This window comes from Pseudomonas sp. St290 (genome assembly GCF_018325805.1).
Lineage (GTDB): Bacteria > Pseudomonadota > Gammaproteobacteria > Pseudomonadales > Pseudomonadaceae > Aquipseudomonas > Aquipseudomonas bijieensis.
In genome coordinates this window covers 3,705,732-3,724,860 of record NZ_AP014703.1, presented here as the reverse complement: position 1 = coordinate 3,724,860, position 19,129 = coordinate 3,705,732, and the positions used below count along the sequence as shown (strand labels likewise).

The following is a 19,129-nucleotide window of genomic DNA, read 5'->3' as shown; positions in this document are numbered from 1 at the left end:
AGCTCGCTCCCACAGTTTGATCTGGGGATGTCCTGGATTTTTCTGGCGCCACAAATCCCTGTGGGAGCGAGCTTGCTCGCGATAGCGGTGGGTCAACCAGCATCCATGTTGAATGTGCTGCCGCCTTCGCGAGCAAGCCCGCTCCCACAGTTTGATCTGGGGATGTCCTGGATTTTTCTGGCGCCACAAATCCCTGTGGAAGCGAGCTTGCTCGCGAAAGCGGTGGGTCAACCAGCATCCATGTTGAATGTGCTGCCGCCTTCACGAGCAAGCCCGCTCCCACATTTCTGATCTGCGGTTGAACTGGATTTTTCTGGCACAGCACGACCCCTGTGGGAGCGAGCTTGCTCGCGATAGCGGTGGGTCAGTCAGCATCTTTGTTGGATGTGCCGGCGCCATCGCGAGCAAGCTCGCTCCCACAGTTTGATCTGGGGATGTCCTGGATTTTTCTGGTGCCACAAATCCCTGTGGAAGCGAGCTTGCTCGCGAAAGCGGTGGGTCAACCAGCATCCATGTTGAATGTGCTGCCGCCTTCGCGAGCAAGCCCGCTCCCACATTTCTGATCTGCGGTTGACCTGGATTTTTCTGGCACAGCACGACCTCTGTGGGAGCGAGCTTGCTCGCGATAGCGGTGGGTCAGTCAGCATCTTTGTTGGATGTGCCGGCGCCATCGCGAGCAAGCTCGCTCCCACAGTTTGATCTGGGGATGTCCTGGATTTTTCTGGCGCCACAAATCCCTGTGGGAGCGAGCTTGCTCGCGATAGCGGTGGGTCAGCCAGCATCCATGTTGAATGTGCTGCCGCTATCGCGAGCAAGCCCGCTCCCACAGTTTGATCTGGGGATGTCCTGGATTTTTCTGGCGCCACAAATCCCTGTGGGAGCGAGCTTGCTCGCGATAGCGGTGGGTCAGTCAGCATCTTTGTTGGATGTGCCGGCGCCATCGCGAGCAAGCTCGCTCCCACAGTTTGGACTGTGGTTGTCCTGGGTTTTTCTGGTGTGGCAAGCCCCTTGTGGGGCTTGATTCAGGCGGTGAAGTCGCTGGCGTGCAGCTCCTTGACGCCCACCAGTTCGAATTCGAACTCGGGGGTGGCGTCGGCGTTGGTACTGCCGGAGAGGATCCCATCGACGAAGCGCAGCTGGCCGGTGGCGTTGGTGGGGTCGAAGGCGCTGCTGCCGATGAACGTGAAGGCATCGACTGTGGCGGTCAGCGGGTTGGCGTCCAGGCCGGTGAGGTCCAACTTGTCGAACTCGGCGCTCTTGAAGCCGCTGATCACATCGCGCAAGGCCCCGACGCCCATGTCCGACAGTGCACCAAACGCGTAGGTATCCGCGCCAGTGCCGCCGCTGAGGTTGTCGGTGCCTGCGCCGCCGATCAACCGGTCATCGCCCGAACCACCCACCAGCGTATCGTTGCCGGCCCCCCCGTCCAGGACGTTCGCCGCGCTGTTCCCCGACAGCGTGTCGGCGTAGGCGCTTCCCTTCAGGTTCTCGATGAATTTCAAAGTGTCGAGTCCTGACCCCACGGTGTTCTGTTGCGCCGATGTCGAGAGGTTGACGGTCACGCTGGACAAGGCGCGGTCAAAGCTCACCGTGTCAATGCCATCGCGTCCATCCAGTACATTGTTGCCCGCGCCGGCGAACAGCGTATTGTCCAGCGCGTTGCCGGTGCCATTGGCGGCGCCGGTGCTATCGACATACAGGTTCTCGACGTTGTTGCCCAAGGTATAGGCTGTCAGGCTGCTGTGCACGCTGTCGATCCCGCCGGTCACGGTATTGCTGTTGGTCTCGATCACGCTGTCGTCGGCATTGTCGACAAAGTAGCTGTCGTTACCGTCGCCACCGCTCATGCTGTCGGCCCCTGCAGCGCCGTCCAGCACGTTATTGGCGGCGTTGCCGGTGATGAAATTGCGCCGTTCATTGCCGGTACCGTCGATGTCCGACACACCGGTGAGCACCAGGTTTTCCAGATTGGTGCCCAGGGTCCAACTGACCGAGGCTTGCACCGTGTCGATCTGCGCGGTCGAGGTGTTGGTTTCCACCACGCTGTCGAAGGCATTGTCGACCACGTAGATGTCGTTGCCGTCGCCACCGGTGAGGGTGTCAGCGCCCAGGTCGCCGTCCAGCGTGTCGTTGCCCGAGCTGCCCACCAGGGTATCGTCCTGGTCGGTACCGGAGATCATCCCACCCTGGTTCTGGCCTTTGTTGAATATGTCCTGCACGCTGTTGTTGTCGTCGGGGTTGCCCTGGAAGCCCAGGTCATCGGCAATGTAGTCCGCCAGGCGTTGGCCGACGATCTCCGCCGATTCCTCGTGCAGGTGCCAGACGTCATCGGGATAGACCAGTGGATCGACTTCGTAGCGCAACGGCAGGTCGGTGTAGTCCACCGCCAGCTTGACGTCGGCACGCTCGGCGGCCATGGCTTCCTGGGTGGCGCGGACATAACCGACGCCCTCGACGATGGACGCGATCTTCTCTTCCGAATACCCCCGGGCCCGAGCCGCATCCTGCGAGTAATGACCGGTTTCCATCAGGTACACACTGAAATTGCCGAACTGGGCGTGCAAGTAGTCGAACACCTTCAGGGTTGCGGCCTTGTAGGCCGCTGCTGCCGCTGCCTTGTCGGTGGCGCGGGCGATTTCCTGGGCGGCTTCCTCGCCCTGGCCCCAGATGATGCCCATGGTGACGTTATCGATCGACTGCAGCTCTGTGAGCTGGTCGCGCAGCAACGTCACCGCCCGCAACAGTGCCGGCCCAGGCTGGTTGGTGTCGGTCAGCCACCAGCACAGCTTGAGTTCCTCGGCGCTGAGGGTGGATAGGCCGTTGACCGTGCTGCCGCCCACCGCGATGTCGATGCCGTTGCCATCGGCATCGGTGAACTGGCTGCGCACGTCGTAGGTGGTGTAGCGGTCCAGGTCATTGACCAGCATCGAGGTGCCGGACTGGTCGTCGTCCTCGGTCATGCGCAGCAGGCGCGCGTTGGATTGGCCGAGGGTCGGCAGGTAGAGGATGTCCTGCTGGGCGCGTTCGCCGAAGACGAAGTCGCTGGCGGTGAGGGTGTTGAGGTAGTTGCCATTGAGGGCAATCTCGAAGCGGTTGCCGTCGGCATCGGCTTCGGCGGACTTGATGTAGGTCTTGTCGCCAGCCGCGTTCAGGGTCATGTACAGCGTACCGTTGCTGCCATCGCCGAGGCCGAGAAAGCCCAGCCCCGAGACATCGATTTTGTCGACGCCGGCGGTGAAGTCATAAACCGTGTCGGTGGCCGTGACCCCGCCGGTGTCGTAGTCGCGGTAGCTGTCGGACAGGTTGCTGTAGCGAAACGTGTCGGCGCCATCTCCACCGTACAACGAGTCGCGTCCGGCACCGCCGTCGACGATGTCCGCGCCGGTACCGGCCTTGATCGTGTCGTTGCCGCCCAGGCCAAGGATCAGGTCCGCGCCGGTCGTGCCGTTGAGGGTCTCGGCATTGTTGGTACCGGTGATGGTGTTGGCGGGCGCATCGGCCACCACCAGGGAGAAGTTGTCACTGACCGAGGCACCCGAGGGGTCGCTGGCCTTGACCAGCACGTCGTAGTTGCCTGCCGCGGTGCTGGTCGGGGTACCGCTGAAGGTCAGGCTGGTGGCATTGAAACTCAACCACGCGGGCAGGGCGCTGCCGTTGGCGAGGGTCGCGGTGTAGGTCAGTACATCCTGGTTGGCGTCGGTGAAGCTGTTACTGGCCACGGTGTAACTGAACGGCGTGCTTTCACTGGCGTTCTGGTCCAGCAGCGGGGTGGCCACGACTGGCGCCACGTTGGTGGGGGTGTTCTGGTCGGCGAAGACAAAGTGACTGGCCGTCAGGCTGCTGACGAAGTTGCCTGCCATCGAGACCTCAAACCGGTTGCCGTTGGCATCGACCGTCAGGTCCTTGAGGTAGGTGCGGTTGGTCGATGAACTGTAAGTGACCTGCAGGGTGCCGTTGAGCCCGTTGCCCAGGCCGGTATAGCCAAGGGCCGACACATCGATCTTGTCCGCAGTCACGTCGAAGTCGAGGATCTGGTCACTGGCGCTGGTGGAGCTGGTGCGGTAGCTGTCGAGTTTCGAGGTGTAGCGCAACACATCGGCCCCCGTGCCACCGGTGAGCTTGTCCACCCCGGTGCCGCCGACCAGGATGTCGTTGCCGGCGCCGCCATTGAGGGTGTCGTTGCCCGCGCCGCCGAACAATTGCTCATTGGCCGCGGTGCCGGTCAGCGTGTCGTTGTTCGGCGTGCCATTGATCACAATGGCGGTGGGAACGTCCTGCACGGCGAGGGTAAAGCTGTCGCTGACAGTGGCGTTGCTGCCGTCGCTCGCAGTGACCTGGATGGCGTAGGTGCCCGACGCGGTGTCGGGTGGCGTGCCACTGAAGGTGCGGGTGGCGGCATCGAAGACCAGCCAGCTGGGCAGGGCGCTGCCATTGGCGAGTTTGGCGGTATAGCTCAGGCTGTCGTTGTCTGGATCGGTGAAACTGGTGGCCGGCACCACGTAGCTGAACGGAGTGTTTTCGGTCGCGTTCTGGTCCAGCAGCGGCGTCGCCAGTACCGGCGCCTGGTTGGTCGGCGAGGTGGTGGCGAAGACGAAGTTGGCGCTGGTCAGGGTGTTGAGGTAATTGCCATCCAGCGCCACTTCGAAGCGGTTGCCATTGGCATCGGCTTCCAGGGACTTGATGTAGGTCTTGGTGCCGGCACTGTTGAGCACCAGGTACACGGTGTTGTTCTTGCCGTCCCCCAGGCCGGTGAAGCCCATGGCCGAGAGGTCGATCTTGTCGGCGCTGATGTCGAAGTCGGTGATCAGGTCGCCGAGGTTGGCGCCGCCGGTGTTGTAGTTGCGGTAGCTGTCCAGGCGGTTGGAGAAGACGAAGGTGTCCGCCCCGGCGCCACCGGTGAGGGTGTCCATGCCAGCACCGCCGTCGAGCTTGTCGTCGCCGGCGCCACCACTGAGGCTGTCATTGCCCGCCAGGCCGAGCAGGGTGTCGGCCGCATCGCTACCCAGCAGCGAGTCGCTGCCGCTGGTGCCGGCGATGACGCGATTGAAGATGAAGTTACTGGCGGTCAAGGTACTGGCCAGGTTGCCCGAGAGGATCAGCTCGAAGCGATTGCCGCTGGCATCGGCGTCGAAGTCCTTGATGTAGGTGCGGTTGTTGCTGGCGCTGTAGCTGACCTGCAGGGTGCCGCCACGGCCATTGCCCAGGCCGGTGAAACCGAGGCCGGCGAGGTCGATCTTGTCCTGGGTGACGTCAAAGTCGGTGATGGTGTCATCGAAGCTGGTGGTTGCGTTGCGGTAACTGTCCGACTGCGCGACGAACCGGAACGTATCGGCACCGGTGCCACCGGTGAGTTTGTCGATGCCGGCGCCACCGACGAGGATGTCGCTACCGGCCGCGCCGTTGATCGTATCGTTGCCGGCGCCGCCGTAGAAAATCTCGTTGGCGGCGCTGCCGAGCAGGGTGTCGTTGCCCGCCGTACCTTGCACGGTGGTCATGGGCACCGTGGCGCTGACGTAGCTGCCGTCGCCATAGACCAGCGTGGCACCCTTGCTCGTGTGGCTGATGGTGTTGGCGATGATGGCGTTGCGGTCGGTGCCGTCTTCGTTGCGCTCTGCCACACCATAGGTCGACAGGTCGCTGCCGCTGATGATGTTGCCCTGGATGGTGTTATCGCTGCCGTTGAAGTACTTGCCGGACACGCCCAGGGTGTCGTCGTAGGACTGGATGATGATTTCCGGTACGGCACCGCCCAGGGAATTGTTGTTGAGGGTGTTGTCGATGATTTCGACGTGGTTGCTGCCGTAGATGCGGATCCCGGCGCTGCTGTTGTCGTGGATGTCGACGCCGGTGACGGTCACTTCGCTGGAGAGCTTGATCAGCACGCCTTCGGCGCCGTTGCCATACACCTCGCCGCCGCTGATGGTGATGTTGCTGGGGGAGGGGATGTCCTCGCTGCCGCGCTGGACCACGATGCCATTGCCGCCGTTGTCGTAGGCGACGTTATTGGTCATGGTGAAATCGTGGGTGCTGGTGACGACGTTGAAACCGTGGCGGTCGTTGTCGTAGGCGACGTTGTTTTCGAAGGTGCTGTCGCTGAGGAAGTCGGCGACGAAGCCGTCCAGGCCGTTGCCGTGGGACACGCTGTTCTTGATGACCATGTTGACGGTTTGCTCGTGGGGGTCGAAACCGTACCCGGAGCAATCCTTGATCTCGACGCTGTCGAGGGTGACGTTGGAGTCGTAGCCTTCTTCGCCTGGAATGTAGCCGTTGAACCAGCCGTCGACCTTGCCGGTGGTACTGTCGCGGTTGCCGTCGATGGTGAGGTTGCTGACGCCGAAGTCGTGGGTTTCTTCGCCGTAGGCCGAGCGGATGATCCCGGTGATCTTGGTATCGGAGCCGTCGGCCAGCTTGACCGTGGTCTCGCCCATGCCGTCGCCGTACAGGTAGACATTGCTCTTGAGCATCAGGCAGCCATCGGAAGGTTCCTCTCCCCCCGAAACGATGTAGGTGCCAGTCGGCATGTACACCTGCCCACCGCCGGCCGCGGCCGCCGCATCAATCGCACTTTGGATGGCTGCCGTGTCGTCGGTGATGCCATCTCCTTTGGCGCCAAAATTTTGTACGTTGAAAATCATGAGCTTATCTCCGTATCAGGCTTAAACCTAGGTAGACGTCAACATTCCATCGACGACCTTCGTGTTATGACCCAGCGGAGCGCAAAAGTTGTGACCGCATATCGGGGAAAGTGTCAAAAAGCCGGATTAACTGATCAGCGGTTGTGTGGAGATTGCGCAGGAGTAACGTTCTGTTGACGCTTTTTTAGGCCGAGCAGTAACCCCTGTGGGAGCGAGCCTGCTCGCGATAGGCGTCGGATCAGCCGCTTTGACGTTCACTGATACACCGCTATCGCGAGCAGGCTCGCTCCCACAAGGGACAGGCATTGCGCTTTCCTTGATTGGCATCAACCCCACTTTTGGGATGGCGCGATAACCTCGAATAAACCATCGCCCCGCTGAAGAGGGCGACCGAGGAAGCTCATGAGTTATCCACTGTTTCTGACCTTGCACCTGTTTGCCGCGCTGGTTTTCATCGGCACGGTTTTCTTCGAAGTCCTGTTTCTGGAGAGCATTCGCAAGCAACTGCCTGCCAAGGTCATGGTGCTGCTGGAGCAAGGCATCAGCCAACGCGCCCGGCAGTTGATGCCGTGGATACTGCTGGTGCTGTTCGGCGCGGGCATTGGCATGGTCTGGCTGCGCTATTGGCCGGTGCTGTCGTCGCCGTTGCAGTCATCCTTCGGTTTACTGCTGGGGCTCAAGATCCTGTTGGCGGGCAGTGTGCTGGGACATTTCCTCTGGGCCATGTGGCTGTTCAGGAGCGGGCGCATGAACGCCCGCTACGTGCACATCATTCATACCAGCGTGTTCCTGCACATGGTCGCGATCGTGCTGTTGGCCAAGGCCATGTTCTACGTCACCTGGTAAGCGCTGGCGGTGTGGTTCCAAGGCGCTTGATACAGGTCAAGGTGGCCCGTCGGGTTACCCCGCAAACTGGTCCCGCACAGCCACTCGGAGATTGTCATGTTCGACCCGTTCCATACCCTCGGTGAGCGACCCTCGGGACGTGCCCCTGTGGTGGCTGATTTCGATTGTCCGGTCGGTACGCGTAGATTCCACGCAGGCGTCGGTTCGCTCGACCTGCTTCGAGGGTTGCGCAGCAGCCGTCAGAAACGACGGCCCCTATCCGTGGCAGTGCACCTGCCTTCGCGCTTGCGGCTGGCGTCGTGTTCGCCCCTGGCCAGCGACTGTCGATGCGGCGAGATTGAGGGCTACCTGCAACGCCTGACCTATGAGTTGGGGTTGGTCGGTTGCCACCTGGGCGCAGGGCGGTGCGTCGAGCAGTTTTGTCTGACCGGTGGTACACCGGTGATCGCTCATCTGCAGAAGTTGATGAGTGACCTGCGCAAGCGCTTCGACTTCAATGAATACGACGGCGGCGACCACAGCATCGAGGTGGACCTGCACCACACCGACTGGTCGACCATGGGCCTGATCCGCGACCAGGGTTTCACCCATGTCAGCATCGGTGTGCCCGACATTGGCGTCGACAGCGATCTGTCGGTCGATTGCTATCAGAACCCGGCACCGATCCATTCGTTGATCGATGCGGCACGCACGTTTGGTTTTCGCTCCATCAACATTGACCTGGGCTACGGCCACGCTTGGCAGACGCCCAGCAGTTTCGCCCTGAAACTGGCGACGCTGATCGAACTGGAACCGGACCGGCTGCACGTTTTCGACTATGCCCGCGCGCCTTATCGTTATCGCTCGAAGAATGCCGGGGTGGCCGGTGCCTTTTGCAGCCCGGCCGACAAGGACGCCATGCGGCGGATCTGCTGCGAGCAACTGATTGGCGCCGGTTATCACTACATCGGCCTGGGCCAGTTCGTCAGGGCCGACGATGACCTGGCGGTGGCCCAGGAGCACGGACGCCTGCATCGCAATTGCCAGGGCTTTACCCGTCACGGTTGCTGTGATCACGTGGGCTTCGGTCTGTCGGCCATTACTCAGATCGAGCACCTATACGTACAGAACACCGACGACCTGCATCAATATTGCCAACAACTGGACGCCGGGCAGTTGCCGGTGTGTCGCGGCTGGCGCTGTGAAGCGCAGGATCAGGTCAAGGCGAGCGTGACCGAACAGCTATCCTGTGACCTGGAGCTGGATATCCTGGCCATCGAGGCGCGTTTCGGCCTGGTGTTTCGCGAGCATTTCGCGTCCGTATGGCCGTCGCTGGAAGTGCTGCATGACCAGGGATTGATCGAACTGTCGAGCCGGTTTATCGGCATCCTGCCCGCCGGGCGCTTGAACGTGGATGCGATCTGCAATCTGTTCGACTCAGGACTGGATGACGCAGGACCACACCCTTTTGAAAAGTTGAACCCATCATGAATGCTGCATCCGGTTTCAATCGTGCCCTGGTGGAGAAATACGACCGCCCGGGGCCGCGCTACACCTCCTATCCGACGGCGCCGCAGTTCCACCAGGCGTTTGCCATGGACGAATACCAGCAGGCTGCCCAGCGCAGCAACCAGGCGCCGCTGCCCAAGTCGTTATCGGTGTACATCCATATCCCGTTCTGCCAGAGCCTCTGCTATTACTGCGCATGCAACAAAATCATCACGCGCAAGACCCATCGTGCCGTCGAATACCTGACCTACCTCAAGCGCGAAATTGCCCTGCAGGCGGCCTTGTTCGACCGTTCGCGCAAACTGACTCAACTGCACCTGGGTGGGGGCACGCCGACTTACCTGACCCATGAGCAACTGGCCGACTTGATGGACTGCCTGCACCAGTCGTTCGACATGGACGACAGTGACGCCCATGAGTTTTCCATTGAGGTCGATCCGCGGACCATCGATGCGCAACAGATCCAAGGCCTGCGCCAGCTGGGGTTCAACCGCCTGAGCTTTGGCGTCCAGGATTTCGATGCCCAGGTTCAGATCGCCGTCAATCGAGTGCAAAGCGAAGCCCAGGTCGTCGAGCTGGTGGAAGCCGCGCGCCTGGCGCGCTTCAAGTCGGTCAGCGTCGATCTGATCTATGGCCTGCCATTGCAGACCATCGCCAGTTTCGATGTCACCTTGAGCAAGATCATCGCCCTGCGTCCGGATCGGATCGCGGCCTACAGCTACGCCCACCTGCCGCAACGGGTGCGGGCGCAACGGATGATCCGGCCAGAAGACATGCCACCGCCAGAGCGCAAGCTGGAGTTGCTGGAGCTGACCATCAATCGCCTGACTGAAGCTGGCTACGTCTACATCGGCATGGACCACTTTGCCTTGCCGGATGACGAACTGGTACGCGCCCGCGCCCAGGGCAGCCTGCAGCGCAATTTCCAGGGTTATTCCACCCACGCCGACTGCGACCTGATTGGCCTGGGGGTGTCCTCGATCGGCAAGGTGAGCGACAGCTACAACCAGAACGTCAAGGAGCTTTCCCAGTATTACGCCCGGTTGGATCAAGGCTTGCTGGCGGTGCAGCGTGGTTATCGGCTGAGCGACGACGATCGCCTGCGGCGCGAGGTCATCAGCGAACTGATGTGTCATGGACGCATCGATTTCAGCCGGATCGAGAGCGCCCACGGCATTCGATTTACCGAGTACTTCGCCGATGCCCTGGAGCGGCTCCAGGAGCTGGTGCGCGATGGGTTGCTGGACCTTCGCGACGACGAGCTGGTGTTGTTGCCCCAGGGACAATTGATGATGCGCAACGTGGCCATGGCCTTCGACGCTTACCTGGGGGCGGACCAGACGGTTCAGTATTCGCGTACGGTCTGATAACCGCTTTTGTGGCGAGGGAGCTTGCTCCCTCGCCACGGGGAATTTCAGCCAGGTTTCAGTTGCCAGGCTGCAAAACCCTTTTCAGAAACTCCGCCGTCCGGCTTTCCCGGCAGGCCGCGACTTGCTCCGGAGCCCCGCAGGCCACGACGTTCCCACCTTGGGAACCTGCCCCCGGGCCGATGTCGATGACCCAGTCACTCTGTGCCACGACGCGCATGTCATGCTCCACCACAACCACCGTGTGACCCTCCTCCACCAGGCGATTCAACTGTACCAGCAAGCGGTCGACGTCCTGGGGGTGCAGCCCGTTGGTTGGCTCATCCAACACATACAATGTGGCCCCCCGGGCCTTGCGCTGCAGTTCTGTCGCCAGCTTGATCCGCTGGGCTTCGCCGCCGGACAGCTCTGTGGCCGGTTGGCCCAGGCGCAGGTAACCCAACCCGATATCCTGCAGCACCTGCAATGAACGCCTGGCTGCCGCTTGCTCGGCAAACACCTCAAGAGCCTGGTTCACGGTCAGTTGCAGCACCTGGGAAATGTCCAGGCCTTGCCAGCTCACCGCCAGGGTCTGTGGGTTGTAGCGCGCGCCGTGGCAGGTGGGGCAGGGGGCGTACACGCTGGGCATGAACAACAATTCCACGCTGACGAAACCTTCACCTTCGCAGGTCTCGCAGCGGCCCTTGGCGACGTTGAAGGAAAACCTTCCGGCGTCGAACCCCAATTCTCGTGCCTGCGCCGTTGCGGCGAACAGTTTGCGCACGTGATCGAACAGCCCGGTGTAGGTGGCGAGGTTGGAGCGCGGGGTGCGGCCGATGGGTTTCTGGTCCACCTGCACCAGCCGCTTGACCGCTTCAAGCCCAGCGGTAACGTGCCCGCCGCTGGTTTGCACGGGGTCGTCTTCCAGGCTTTGCTCATCGGGTTCGGCGTTGGGGCTGGTCTGGCCCAGGTGGGCGCCGACGAGATCCAACAGGGCCTGGCTGACGAGGCTGGATTTGCCTGAGCCGGAGATGCCGGTCACGGCGGTGAAGCAACCCAAGGGGAAGGCGGCGCTCAAGTTGTCGAGGTTGTTGCGGGTGATGCCTTCCAGGCGCAGCCAATCCCTGGGCGTCCGAGGGCTGCGTGCTGCAACGTATTTCTCACCAAAGAGGTAGGTACGGGTGCGTGATTCCGGCACCTGGCCAAGGCCTGTTGGCGGGCCGCTGTAGAGGACTTTCCCGCCTTGTTCGCCGGCGTCCGGGCCGACGTCGATGAGCCAGTCGGCGCGGCGCATGGTATCGAGGTCGTGTTCGACCACAAACACCGAGTTACCCGCTGCCTTGAGGCGTTGCAGGGCGCCAAACAGCGCTTCGCTGTCGGCCGGGTGCAGGCCGGCGGAGGGTTCGTCCAGCACGTAGATCACCCCGAACAACTGGGAGTTGAGCTGGGTCGCCAGGCGCAGGCGTTGCAGTTCGCCGGACGAAAGCGTCGGTGTGCTGCGTTCCAGGGCAAGGTAGCCCAGGCCGAGGTCGATCAGGGTGACGATCCGTTCCAGCAGCTCGGCGGCGATGCGTTGGGCGGCCAGGCGTTTCTCCAGGGAGAGGTTGGGGGTGTGGCGCGCGTCGGGTCCACCCGCGTGCGGATTGTCGCCCCTGGCGGCGCGTTGCTCGCGGGCTTCTCGGGTTTGCCGGTGGCTGAGGACGTCTCCCGTTTCTTCGGCCTGTTCCAGGTAGTCGGGCGCCAGGACGCGCTTGAGTACTTCGGCCAGCTCAAGCAATGGCAGGTGCGACAGCTCAGCAATGTCCAGGCCGGCAAAGGTCACGGTCAAGGCCTGGCGTTTGAGGCGCTTGCCATCGCACACCGGGCAGGGGCTGGCACGCATGTATTGCGCCACGCGCTTGCGCATCTGCGCACTTTGGGAGTGCATGAACGTGTGCAGCAGGTAGCGTCGGGCGCCGCTGAACGTGCCCTGGTAACTCGGTTCGAGCTTGCGTTTGAGGGCGGCGCGGGTCTGGGCCGGGGTGAGCCCGGCGTATACGGGAACGGTAGGGGTTTCTTCGGTGAAGAGAATCCAGTCCCGCTGCTTCTTCGGCAGGTCGCGCCAGGGGATGTCGACGTCATAGCCCAGGGTCACCAGGATGTCCCGCAGGTTCTGGCCCTGCCAAGCCATGGGCCAGGCGGCCACGGCGCGCTCGCGGATGGTCAGCGACGGGTCCGGCACCATGGATGCTTCGGTCACCCCATAGACCCGGCCCAGGCCATGGCATTCTTGGCAGGCACCCTGTGGCGTGTTGGGTGAGAAGTCTTCGGCGTAGAGCATCGGTTGGTCGGCCGGGTAGCTGCCGGCGCGGGAGTAGAGCATGCGAATCAGGCTCGACAGGGTGGTGACGCTGCCCACCGATGAGCGTGCGCTGGGGGTACCGCGCTGTTGCTGCAAGGCGACTGCCGGCGGCAGGCCCTCGATGCTGTCCACGTCCGGCACGCCCACCTGGTCGATCAGGCGTCGTGCATAGGGTGCGACGGACTCGAAGTAGCGACGTTGTGCTTCGGCGTAGAGCGTGGAGAAGGCCAGCGACGATTTGCCGGACCCCGACACGCCGGTAAACACCACCAGGGCATCGCGGGGGATGTCCACGTCGATGTTCTTGAGGTTGTGTTCGCGGGCGCCACGCACCCGGACGAAACCGGTGCCTTGCGGCAAGGCAGCGGTTGAAGCGGGGGCGGAGCGTGGGGGCATCGGGCATTCCTTGTGGACATTGGTACAACGTTTCAGAGCGTTATGGCGCTGCATTATGGCGATGGCAGAGTGGACTGGATCACAGCGTTGACAATTATGCGACTGGGTTCAACCGCTCGCGTGCGATAAAAATTTACTCCGGGCACAAGAGATGAGAAAAGCTCTGCAGATTTTTCCCATGGATACGGACGCCTCATGCCTCGATCGAAGTTGTTCTCCACACTGTTTGTCGCGCTGCTGGCCGGTGCCGCGCTCTGGTACATCTGGATGATTGCCAGCGCCAAGCTGGAGTTGGGCGGCGACAGTCCTGACGAGCAACAAGTCGGTGAAGTGAAGGACACCCAGTTGCGAGCGATGACCTCGTATTGCACGGGCGTGACGGTGACGCCACAGGGAACCTGGCTGGTGGCGCGCCTGGAGAGGGAGGCCCGAGAGCTAGAACCGTTCGCTGACGTGCTGGATCTGGATGCGCTGGTCTATGGCCAGCCGAAGCAGCCCAATGAGCCGGAAGAGCCTGGAACCTTTGCCGCTTTGTTTTCTCGTGCTGACAAGGAAACCACTTTCATTTCCCGCCTGGACGCCCAAGGGCAATTTCAGCTCGTGGCACATGTCAGCGGCAGCGCTTGTATGGTGGCCAGCCCCGACGGCACCAGTGTGTTCCTGCTCACGGGCCTTCGTCGGCCTGAAACGGCGAATACCCATGATCCCGATCAGACCGTGGTCTTTCGCACGGATGATCAAGGTCAGCGCTGGACCTGGTTGACCAAGGGTTGGTTTCCCGAGGCCGAATCGTTGGCCTGGAGCCTGGCTCCCTATTTCCACGGTTCGAATGAAGTCTGGGCCGTGGGCACGCCGGACGCGGTGGATGAAGACAGCGATGAAGAGAAGCCGACTGTAGTTTCCACCGGCGTCTTCTACTCGGCTGATCGGGGGGCGAACAGCGCGCCGATAATGGCGCCCGAGTCGCTGCTGGTGTCCGCCAAATACGCCCACGGCAAACGCCCTGACATCACTGACTGGGGTACGAATGCAGGCGAACATGGGGAAATCCAGACCAATGTCCTGCAGCTGGATGCACAGACGGCCCATATCTGGGTGTCCCAACGCTTCTGGGGCGTCCATCCGGATGGCGTCAGCGACAATATCGCGATCAACGTCACGACACGGGCCCGGTTGCAAGCCAAGGCCGGGCAGTGGCAGGTGGTCGACGTACAGCGTGACGACAACTTGTTTGTGAGCAAGCTGATACAGAACGACGCCGGGCGGGTGATTGGGCTGATTGACCAGGGGGACCGCGGGCGAGATGTTGTCGCCGAACTGGACACCGCCGCGCTGACCTGGACGACCATGGGTGACCTGCCCAGTGTGTTTGCACCCCTGGCATCGCAGACCCAGGTGCGTGGCGACAATCTCTGGTTGGGCCAGAACACCCTGCTGATCAACACGACCAGCGACCACCATCCACCACGCTGGCTCTACTGGTGGTCGGACGCGAACATCTCCGCCGATGGGGTGTTTTATTCCACGGATTGGGGGCGCTCCTGGCAGCGCCTCTCCATCGACGGTTACCTGGGCATTCTCGGCTTTCAACCGGCGCAGGACCGGGTGTTCTGGGCCAATGGCAATTGGTACGACAATAATGACGGCCGGATCTATTCCTATGGGTTGCGCTGAGGATTTGACCGCGCACTGTTATTCTGATCGTTCCCCCGCTCTGCGTGGGAACGTCGCCAGGGACGCTCGGCGTTCCGCTTCTGGAAGGTGACGCAGAGCGTCACGGGATGCATTCCTTTGCTGCGCGTGGGAACGATCAACGGATTGATTAGGGGTTAAGTGTTCTCAAGTTGATTTCAATCAAGGGCCGAGAAGGGGGGCGGGCCCTACGATGATCGCCAAGATCCTGTCTTTAAGCCCTGGCGTCCATGACCCCTCCCTTTGTGATGCTGCACCTATCCCGCTTCTGGCTCCACGGGCTGTTCGTTCTCCTGCTGTTGTTCATGGGCCTGGCCCAGGCCAAGGACTACGGCGACACCCCGCAACAGCGCATCCACCATGTCCTGAACCAGACCGACTCGATCTCCGGGCCCGAAGGGCGGTTCAAGGTGCGCACGCTGTCCGCTGCCGGCAAGGTCCTGGGCTATGTGTTCCAAAGCCTGGACGTGGTGGATATCCCCGCCTATTCAGGCAAGCCGATCAACGTCCAGGTCATTCTCGATCCCGCTGGCGTGATTCTCGATGCCTATGTGCTCGAACACCATGAGCCGATTCTGCTGATTGGCATCGCCGAAGAAAAACTCCACGCATTCAGCGCGCGCTACAGCGGCATCAAGGTCAACCAGCGGGTGGTGGTGGGGCATTCCAGCGACCCGAATGCCGTGACCGTGGATGCCATCGCCGGGGCTACCGTGACGGCGATGGTGGTCAATGAAGTCATCATGCGCGCCGCCCACGATGTCGCGGTGTCCCTGGGCCTGGTCAAGGGCGATGCGGGGTTGGCCGTGGCGCCGGCGCGTGTGCGTGAGGACATCTACGAGCCCGCCGACTGGAAAACCCTGACCGGCAATGGCGCTGTACGGCGCCTGCACCTGACCCGTGGCCAGGTCGATGCGTCCTTCAAGGGCACCGAAGCCGAACAGGTCGAGACCGCCAGCGGCGAGCAGGTGAATGACACGTTCATCGACCTCTATGCCACCCACCTCAATCCACCCACCATTGGCCGCAACCTGCTGGGCGAGGCGCAATATCGCACACTGATGGCCGAGCTCAAGCCGGGCGAGCAGGCCATCGCGGTGATGGGCAGCGGTCGTTATTCCTTCAAGGGCTCGGGATACGTGCGTGGCGGCATCTTCGACCGGGTGCAGTTGCGTCAGTCCGGCGACACCATCAGCTTTCGCGACTTGGATTTTCAGCGCCTGAATGATGTGGCCCTCGATGACATGCCGGACTTCGATGAAATGGCGATTTTCATCATCCGCGCCTCCCACCGTTTCGATCCCGGCTCGCCCTGGAACCTGGAGCTGCTGGTGCGTCGCCAGACCGGACCGGTCAGCGGCACCTTCAGCAGTTTCGAGCTGGCCTATCAACTGCCCGAGCCCTACCTGGAACGGCCATTGCCCACCGCCGAGCAACTGGCAGCGGCCGAAGAAGCCAGCCGGCCGATGTGGCTGACGCTCTGGTATCAGAAAAGTGTCGAAATCACCGTGCTTGGGGCCGCGTTGCTGGTGCTGACGGCGATCCTGTTTTTCCAGGATTCACTGGCCCGGCGGCCGACGCTATTGCACTGGCTGCGCCGCGGTTACCTGGTCTTCACCGTGGTGTTTCTCGGCGGCTACGCCTTGGCCCAGTTATCAGTGGTCAACGTGCTGACCTTCGTCCACGCCTTGTTCGAAGGCTTTCGCTGGGAACTGTTTCTCACCGATCCACTGATCTTCATTCTCTGGGTATTCACCGCCGGCAGCATTCTGCTGTGGGGGCGTGGGGTGTTCTGCGGCTGGCTGTGTCCGTTCGGCGCGTTGCAGGAGTTGATCAACGAACTGGCGCGCAAGCTCAAGGTGCCCCAATACGAGTTGCCGTTCGCCGTGCATGAGCGGCTCTGGGCGATCAAGTACATCATTTTGCTGGTGCTGTTCGGCGTTTCGCTGGAGTCGATGGCCACCGCCGAGCGGTTGGCCGAAGTGGAACCCTTCAAGACCGCCATCACCCTCAGGTTTGACCGCCAGTGGTGGTTCGTGGCCTACGCAGTGGGCCTGCTGGTGATCAACCTGTTTACCCGCAAGGTTTATTGCCGCTACGTCTGCCCGCTGGGCGCGGCCCTGGCGATGCCGACCCGGCTGCGGTTATTCGACTGGCTCAAGCGCCGCAAGGAATGTGGCAACCCCTGCCAACTGTGCGCCAAGGAATGCGAGATCCAGGCGATTCATCCCGATGGCAGGATCAATGCCAATGAATGCCATTACTGCCTCGACTGCCAGATGACCTGGCACAACGAAAACAAATGCCCGCCGCTGATCAACAAGCGCAAGAAGCGCGGCAAGGCGACCGTGACCGATCCGCAACTGATTCCCGTGGTGCAGGTGAACCCGGCGCCTTGAGGCACCCCAATGGCCTGTCCCTTGACCGTTTCATTCTTCATGGAGCACACAGCATGAGCGACAAAAAAAACCAAACCCCAGGCTCGGTGGAAGAACCCAGGGGTGTCAGCCGGCGCAGTTTTCTCGGCACCGGCGCGGTAACCGGTGCCGTACTGGCCGGCGCGACGGCGCTGGGGGCCGGGACGTTTACCCGTGAGTCCTGGGCTGCGGCGGCCAAGGAGGCCAAGTCCAAGATCCACGTCGGGCCTGGGGAGCTGGACGAATACTACGGTTTCTGGAGTGGCGGCCACCAGGGCGAGGTGCGGGTGCTGGGGGTGCCATCGATGCGTGAGCTGATGCGCATCCCGGTGTTCAACGTCGACTCGGCCACCGGTTGGGGCCTGACCAACGAAAGCAAGCGCATCCTGGGCGACAGCGCCAAGTACCAGAACGGCGATTGCCACCACCCGCACATCTCCATGACCGACGGCAAGTACGACGGCAAATACCTGTTCATCAACGACAAGGCCAACTCCCGGGTCGCGCGCATTCGCCTGGACATCATGAAGTGCGACAAGATCCTCACGGTGCCCAACGTGCAAGCCATCCACGGCCTGCGCCTGCAGAAGGTGCCGTACACCAAGTACGTGTTCGCCAACGCTGAGTTCGTGATCCCGCACCCCAACGACGGCCATACCTTCGACCTGCAGGACAAAAACAGCTTCACGATGTTCAACGCCATCGATGCCGAGAAAATGGAAATGGCGTTCCAGGTGATCGTCGACGGCAACCTGGACAACTCCGACGCTGACTACACCGGCAAATACGCCGCCAGCACCTGCTACAACTCCGAAAAGGCCTACGACCTCGGCGGCATGATGCGCAACGAGCGCGACTGGGTGGTGGTGTTCAACATTCCGCGTATCGAGGCGGCGATCAAGGCCGGCAAGTTCATCAACCTGGACGGCTCCAAGGTGCCGGTGGTCGATGGCCGCAAGACCGACGGCAAGGACTCCGAATTCACCCGCTACATCCCGGTGCCAAAGAACCCTCATGGGCTCAATACCTCGTCGGACGGCAAATACTTCATCGCCAACGGCAAGCTGTCGCCCACCGTCTCGATGATCGCCATCGATCGCCTGGACGATTTGTTCGCCGACCGCTTCAAGGACCCACGCGAAGTGATCGTCGCCGAGCCGGAACTGGGCCTGGGGCCGTTGCACACCACGTTCGACGGGCGCGGCAATGCCTACACGACCCTGTTCATCGACAGCCAGGTGGTGAAGTGGAACATGGACGAGGCCATCCGTGCCTACAAGGGCGAGAAGGTCAACTACATCAAGCAGAAGCTCGACGTCCAGTACCAGCCCGGCCACAACCATGCGTCCCTCACCGAAACCAGCGAGGCGGACGGCAAGTGGCTGGTGGTGTTGTGCAAATTCTCCAAGGACCGCTTCCTGCCCACCGGCCCATTGCACCCGGAGAACGATCAGTTGATCGACATTTCCGGTGAAGAAATGAAGCTGGTGCACGACGGCCCGGCGTTCGCCGAACCGCATGACTGCATTCTCGCGCGGCGCGACCAGATCAAGACCCAGAAAATCTGGAACCGCAACGATCCGTTCTTCGCCGGCACCGTGGAGCTGGCGAAGAAGGACGGCATCAACCTGGAAACCGACAACAAGGTCATCCGCGACGGCAACAAGGTGCGGGTGTACATGACCTCGATGGCGCCGGCCTATGGCCTGACGGAGTTCACCGTCAAGCAGGGCAATGAGGTGACGGTGACCATCACCAACATCGACCAGATCGAAGACGTGTCCCATGGCTTTGTCATGACCAACCACGGTGCGAGCATGGAGATCAGCCCGCAACAGACCTCATCCATCACCTTCACCGCCGACAAGGCCGGCTTGCACTGGTACTACTGCAGTTGGTTCTGCCACGCCCTGCACATGGAAATGGTCGGGCGCATGCTGGTTGAAAAGGCCTGAGTCATTCACTAGG

Annotated in this window: 8 protein-coding genes; 6 read left to right on the top strand and 2 right to left on the bottom strand. The window is 61.8% G+C overall.

Translation table 11 applies throughout. The annotated features are described in order from the left end of the window. Positions 1 to 1,022: 1,022 nt before the first annotated feature. Positions 1,023 to 6,635, bottom strand: coding sequence for a putative Ig domain-containing protein (locus PBDP_RS16205; protein WP_212800937.1), 5,613 nt, complete (start codon positions 6,633 to 6,635; stop codon positions 1,023 to 1,025). 402 nt (positions 6,636 to 7,037) lie between these two features. On the opposite strand from PBDP_RS16205, the gene PBDP_RS16200 reads away from it, so the two are divergent. The 3 genes from PBDP_RS16200 to hemN all read left to right on the top strand — a co-directional run bounded on the left by PBDP_RS16200 (position 7,038) and on the right by hemN (position 10,336). Then, entirely contained in the window at positions 7,038 to 7,481 is a 444-nt protein-coding gene (locus PBDP_RS16200; protein ID WP_212800936.1) for a CopD family copper resistance protein, read from the top strand. Between the two features lie 96 nt (positions 7,482 to 7,577). Further along, the gene (locus PBDP_RS16195; protein ID WP_212800935.1) at positions 7,578 to 8,951 is read left to right on the top strand and encodes an oxygen-independent coproporphyrinogen III oxidase; all 1,374 of its coding nucleotides are present in this window, start codon (positions 7,578 to 7,580) and stop codon (positions 8,949 to 8,951) included. Next, positions 8,948 to 10,336, top strand: coding sequence for an oxygen-independent coproporphyrinogen III oxidase (gene hemN, locus PBDP_RS16190; protein ID WP_212800934.1), 1,389 nt, complete (start codon positions 8,948 to 8,950; stop codon positions 10,334 to 10,336). The genes PBDP_RS16195 and hemN overlap by 4 nt, the downstream gene beginning before the upstream one ends. A gap of 58 nt (positions 10,337 to 10,394) precedes the next feature. Here hemN and PBDP_RS16185 read toward each other — a convergent pair whose 3' ends face one another. Beyond that, the gene (locus PBDP_RS16185; protein ID WP_212800933.1) at positions 10,395 to 13,052 is read right to left on the bottom strand and encodes an excinuclease ABC subunit UvrA; all 2,658 of its coding nucleotides are present in this window, start codon (positions 13,050 to 13,052) and stop codon (positions 10,395 to 10,397) included. 195 nt (positions 13,053 to 13,247) lie between these two features. Between PBDP_RS16185 and PBDP_RS16180 the strand changes: the two genes are divergently transcribed. From PBDP_RS16180 to nosZ, 3 genes are all read left to right on the top strand, one after another. Then, a complete protein-coding gene (locus PBDP_RS16180; protein WP_212800932.1) occupies positions 13,248 to 14,726 on the top strand; it encodes a hypothetical protein in 1,479 nt (492 codons plus the stop codon). Between the two features lie 248 nt (positions 14,727 to 14,974). Next, on the top strand, positions 14,975 to 17,143 hold the full coding sequence (nosR, locus tag PBDP_RS16175; protein ID WP_249411788.1) for a transcriptional regulator NosR: 2,169 nt from the start codon (positions 14,975 to 14,977) through the stop codon (positions 17,141 to 17,143). A gap of 53 nt (positions 17,144 to 17,196) precedes the next feature. Beyond that, the gene (nosZ, locus tag PBDP_RS16170; RefSeq protein WP_212800931.1) at positions 17,197 to 19,116 is read left to right on the top strand and encodes a TAT-dependent nitrous-oxide reductase; all 1,920 of its coding nucleotides are present in this window, start codon (positions 17,197 to 17,199) and stop codon (positions 19,114 to 19,116) included. Positions 19,117 to 19,129: the final 13 nt, after the last annotated feature.

Coding starts and splice junctions, on each gene's coding strand:
- nosR (WP_249411788.1), top strand. CDS start 14,975: ATGACCCCTCCCTTTGTGATGCTGCACCTATCCCGCTTCTGGCTCCAC.
- PBDP_RS16195 (WP_212800935.1), top strand. CDS start 7,578: ATGTTCGACCCGTTCCATACCCTCGGTGAGCGACCCTCGGGACGTGCC.
- PBDP_RS16185 (WP_212800933.1), bottom strand. CDS start 13,052: ATGCCCCCACGCTCCGCCCCCGCTTCAACCGCTGCCTTGCCGCAAGGC.
- hemN (WP_212800934.1), top strand. CDS start 8,948: ATGAATGCTGCATCCGGTTTCAATCGTGCCCTGGTGGAGAAATACGAC.
- PBDP_RS16200 (WP_212800936.1), top strand. CDS start 7,038: ATGAGTTATCCACTGTTTCTGACCTTGCACCTGTTTGCCGCGCTGGTT.
- PBDP_RS16205 (WP_212800937.1), bottom strand. CDS start 6,635: ATGATTTTCAACGTACAAAATTTTGGCGCCAAAGGAGATGGCATCACC.
- nosZ (WP_212800931.1), top strand. CDS start 17,197: ATGAGCGACAAAAAAAACCAAACCCCAGGCTCGGTGGAAGAACCCAGG.
- PBDP_RS16180 (WP_212800932.1), top strand. CDS start 13,248: ATGCCTCGATCGAAGTTGTTCTCCACACTGTTTGTCGCGCTGCTGGCC.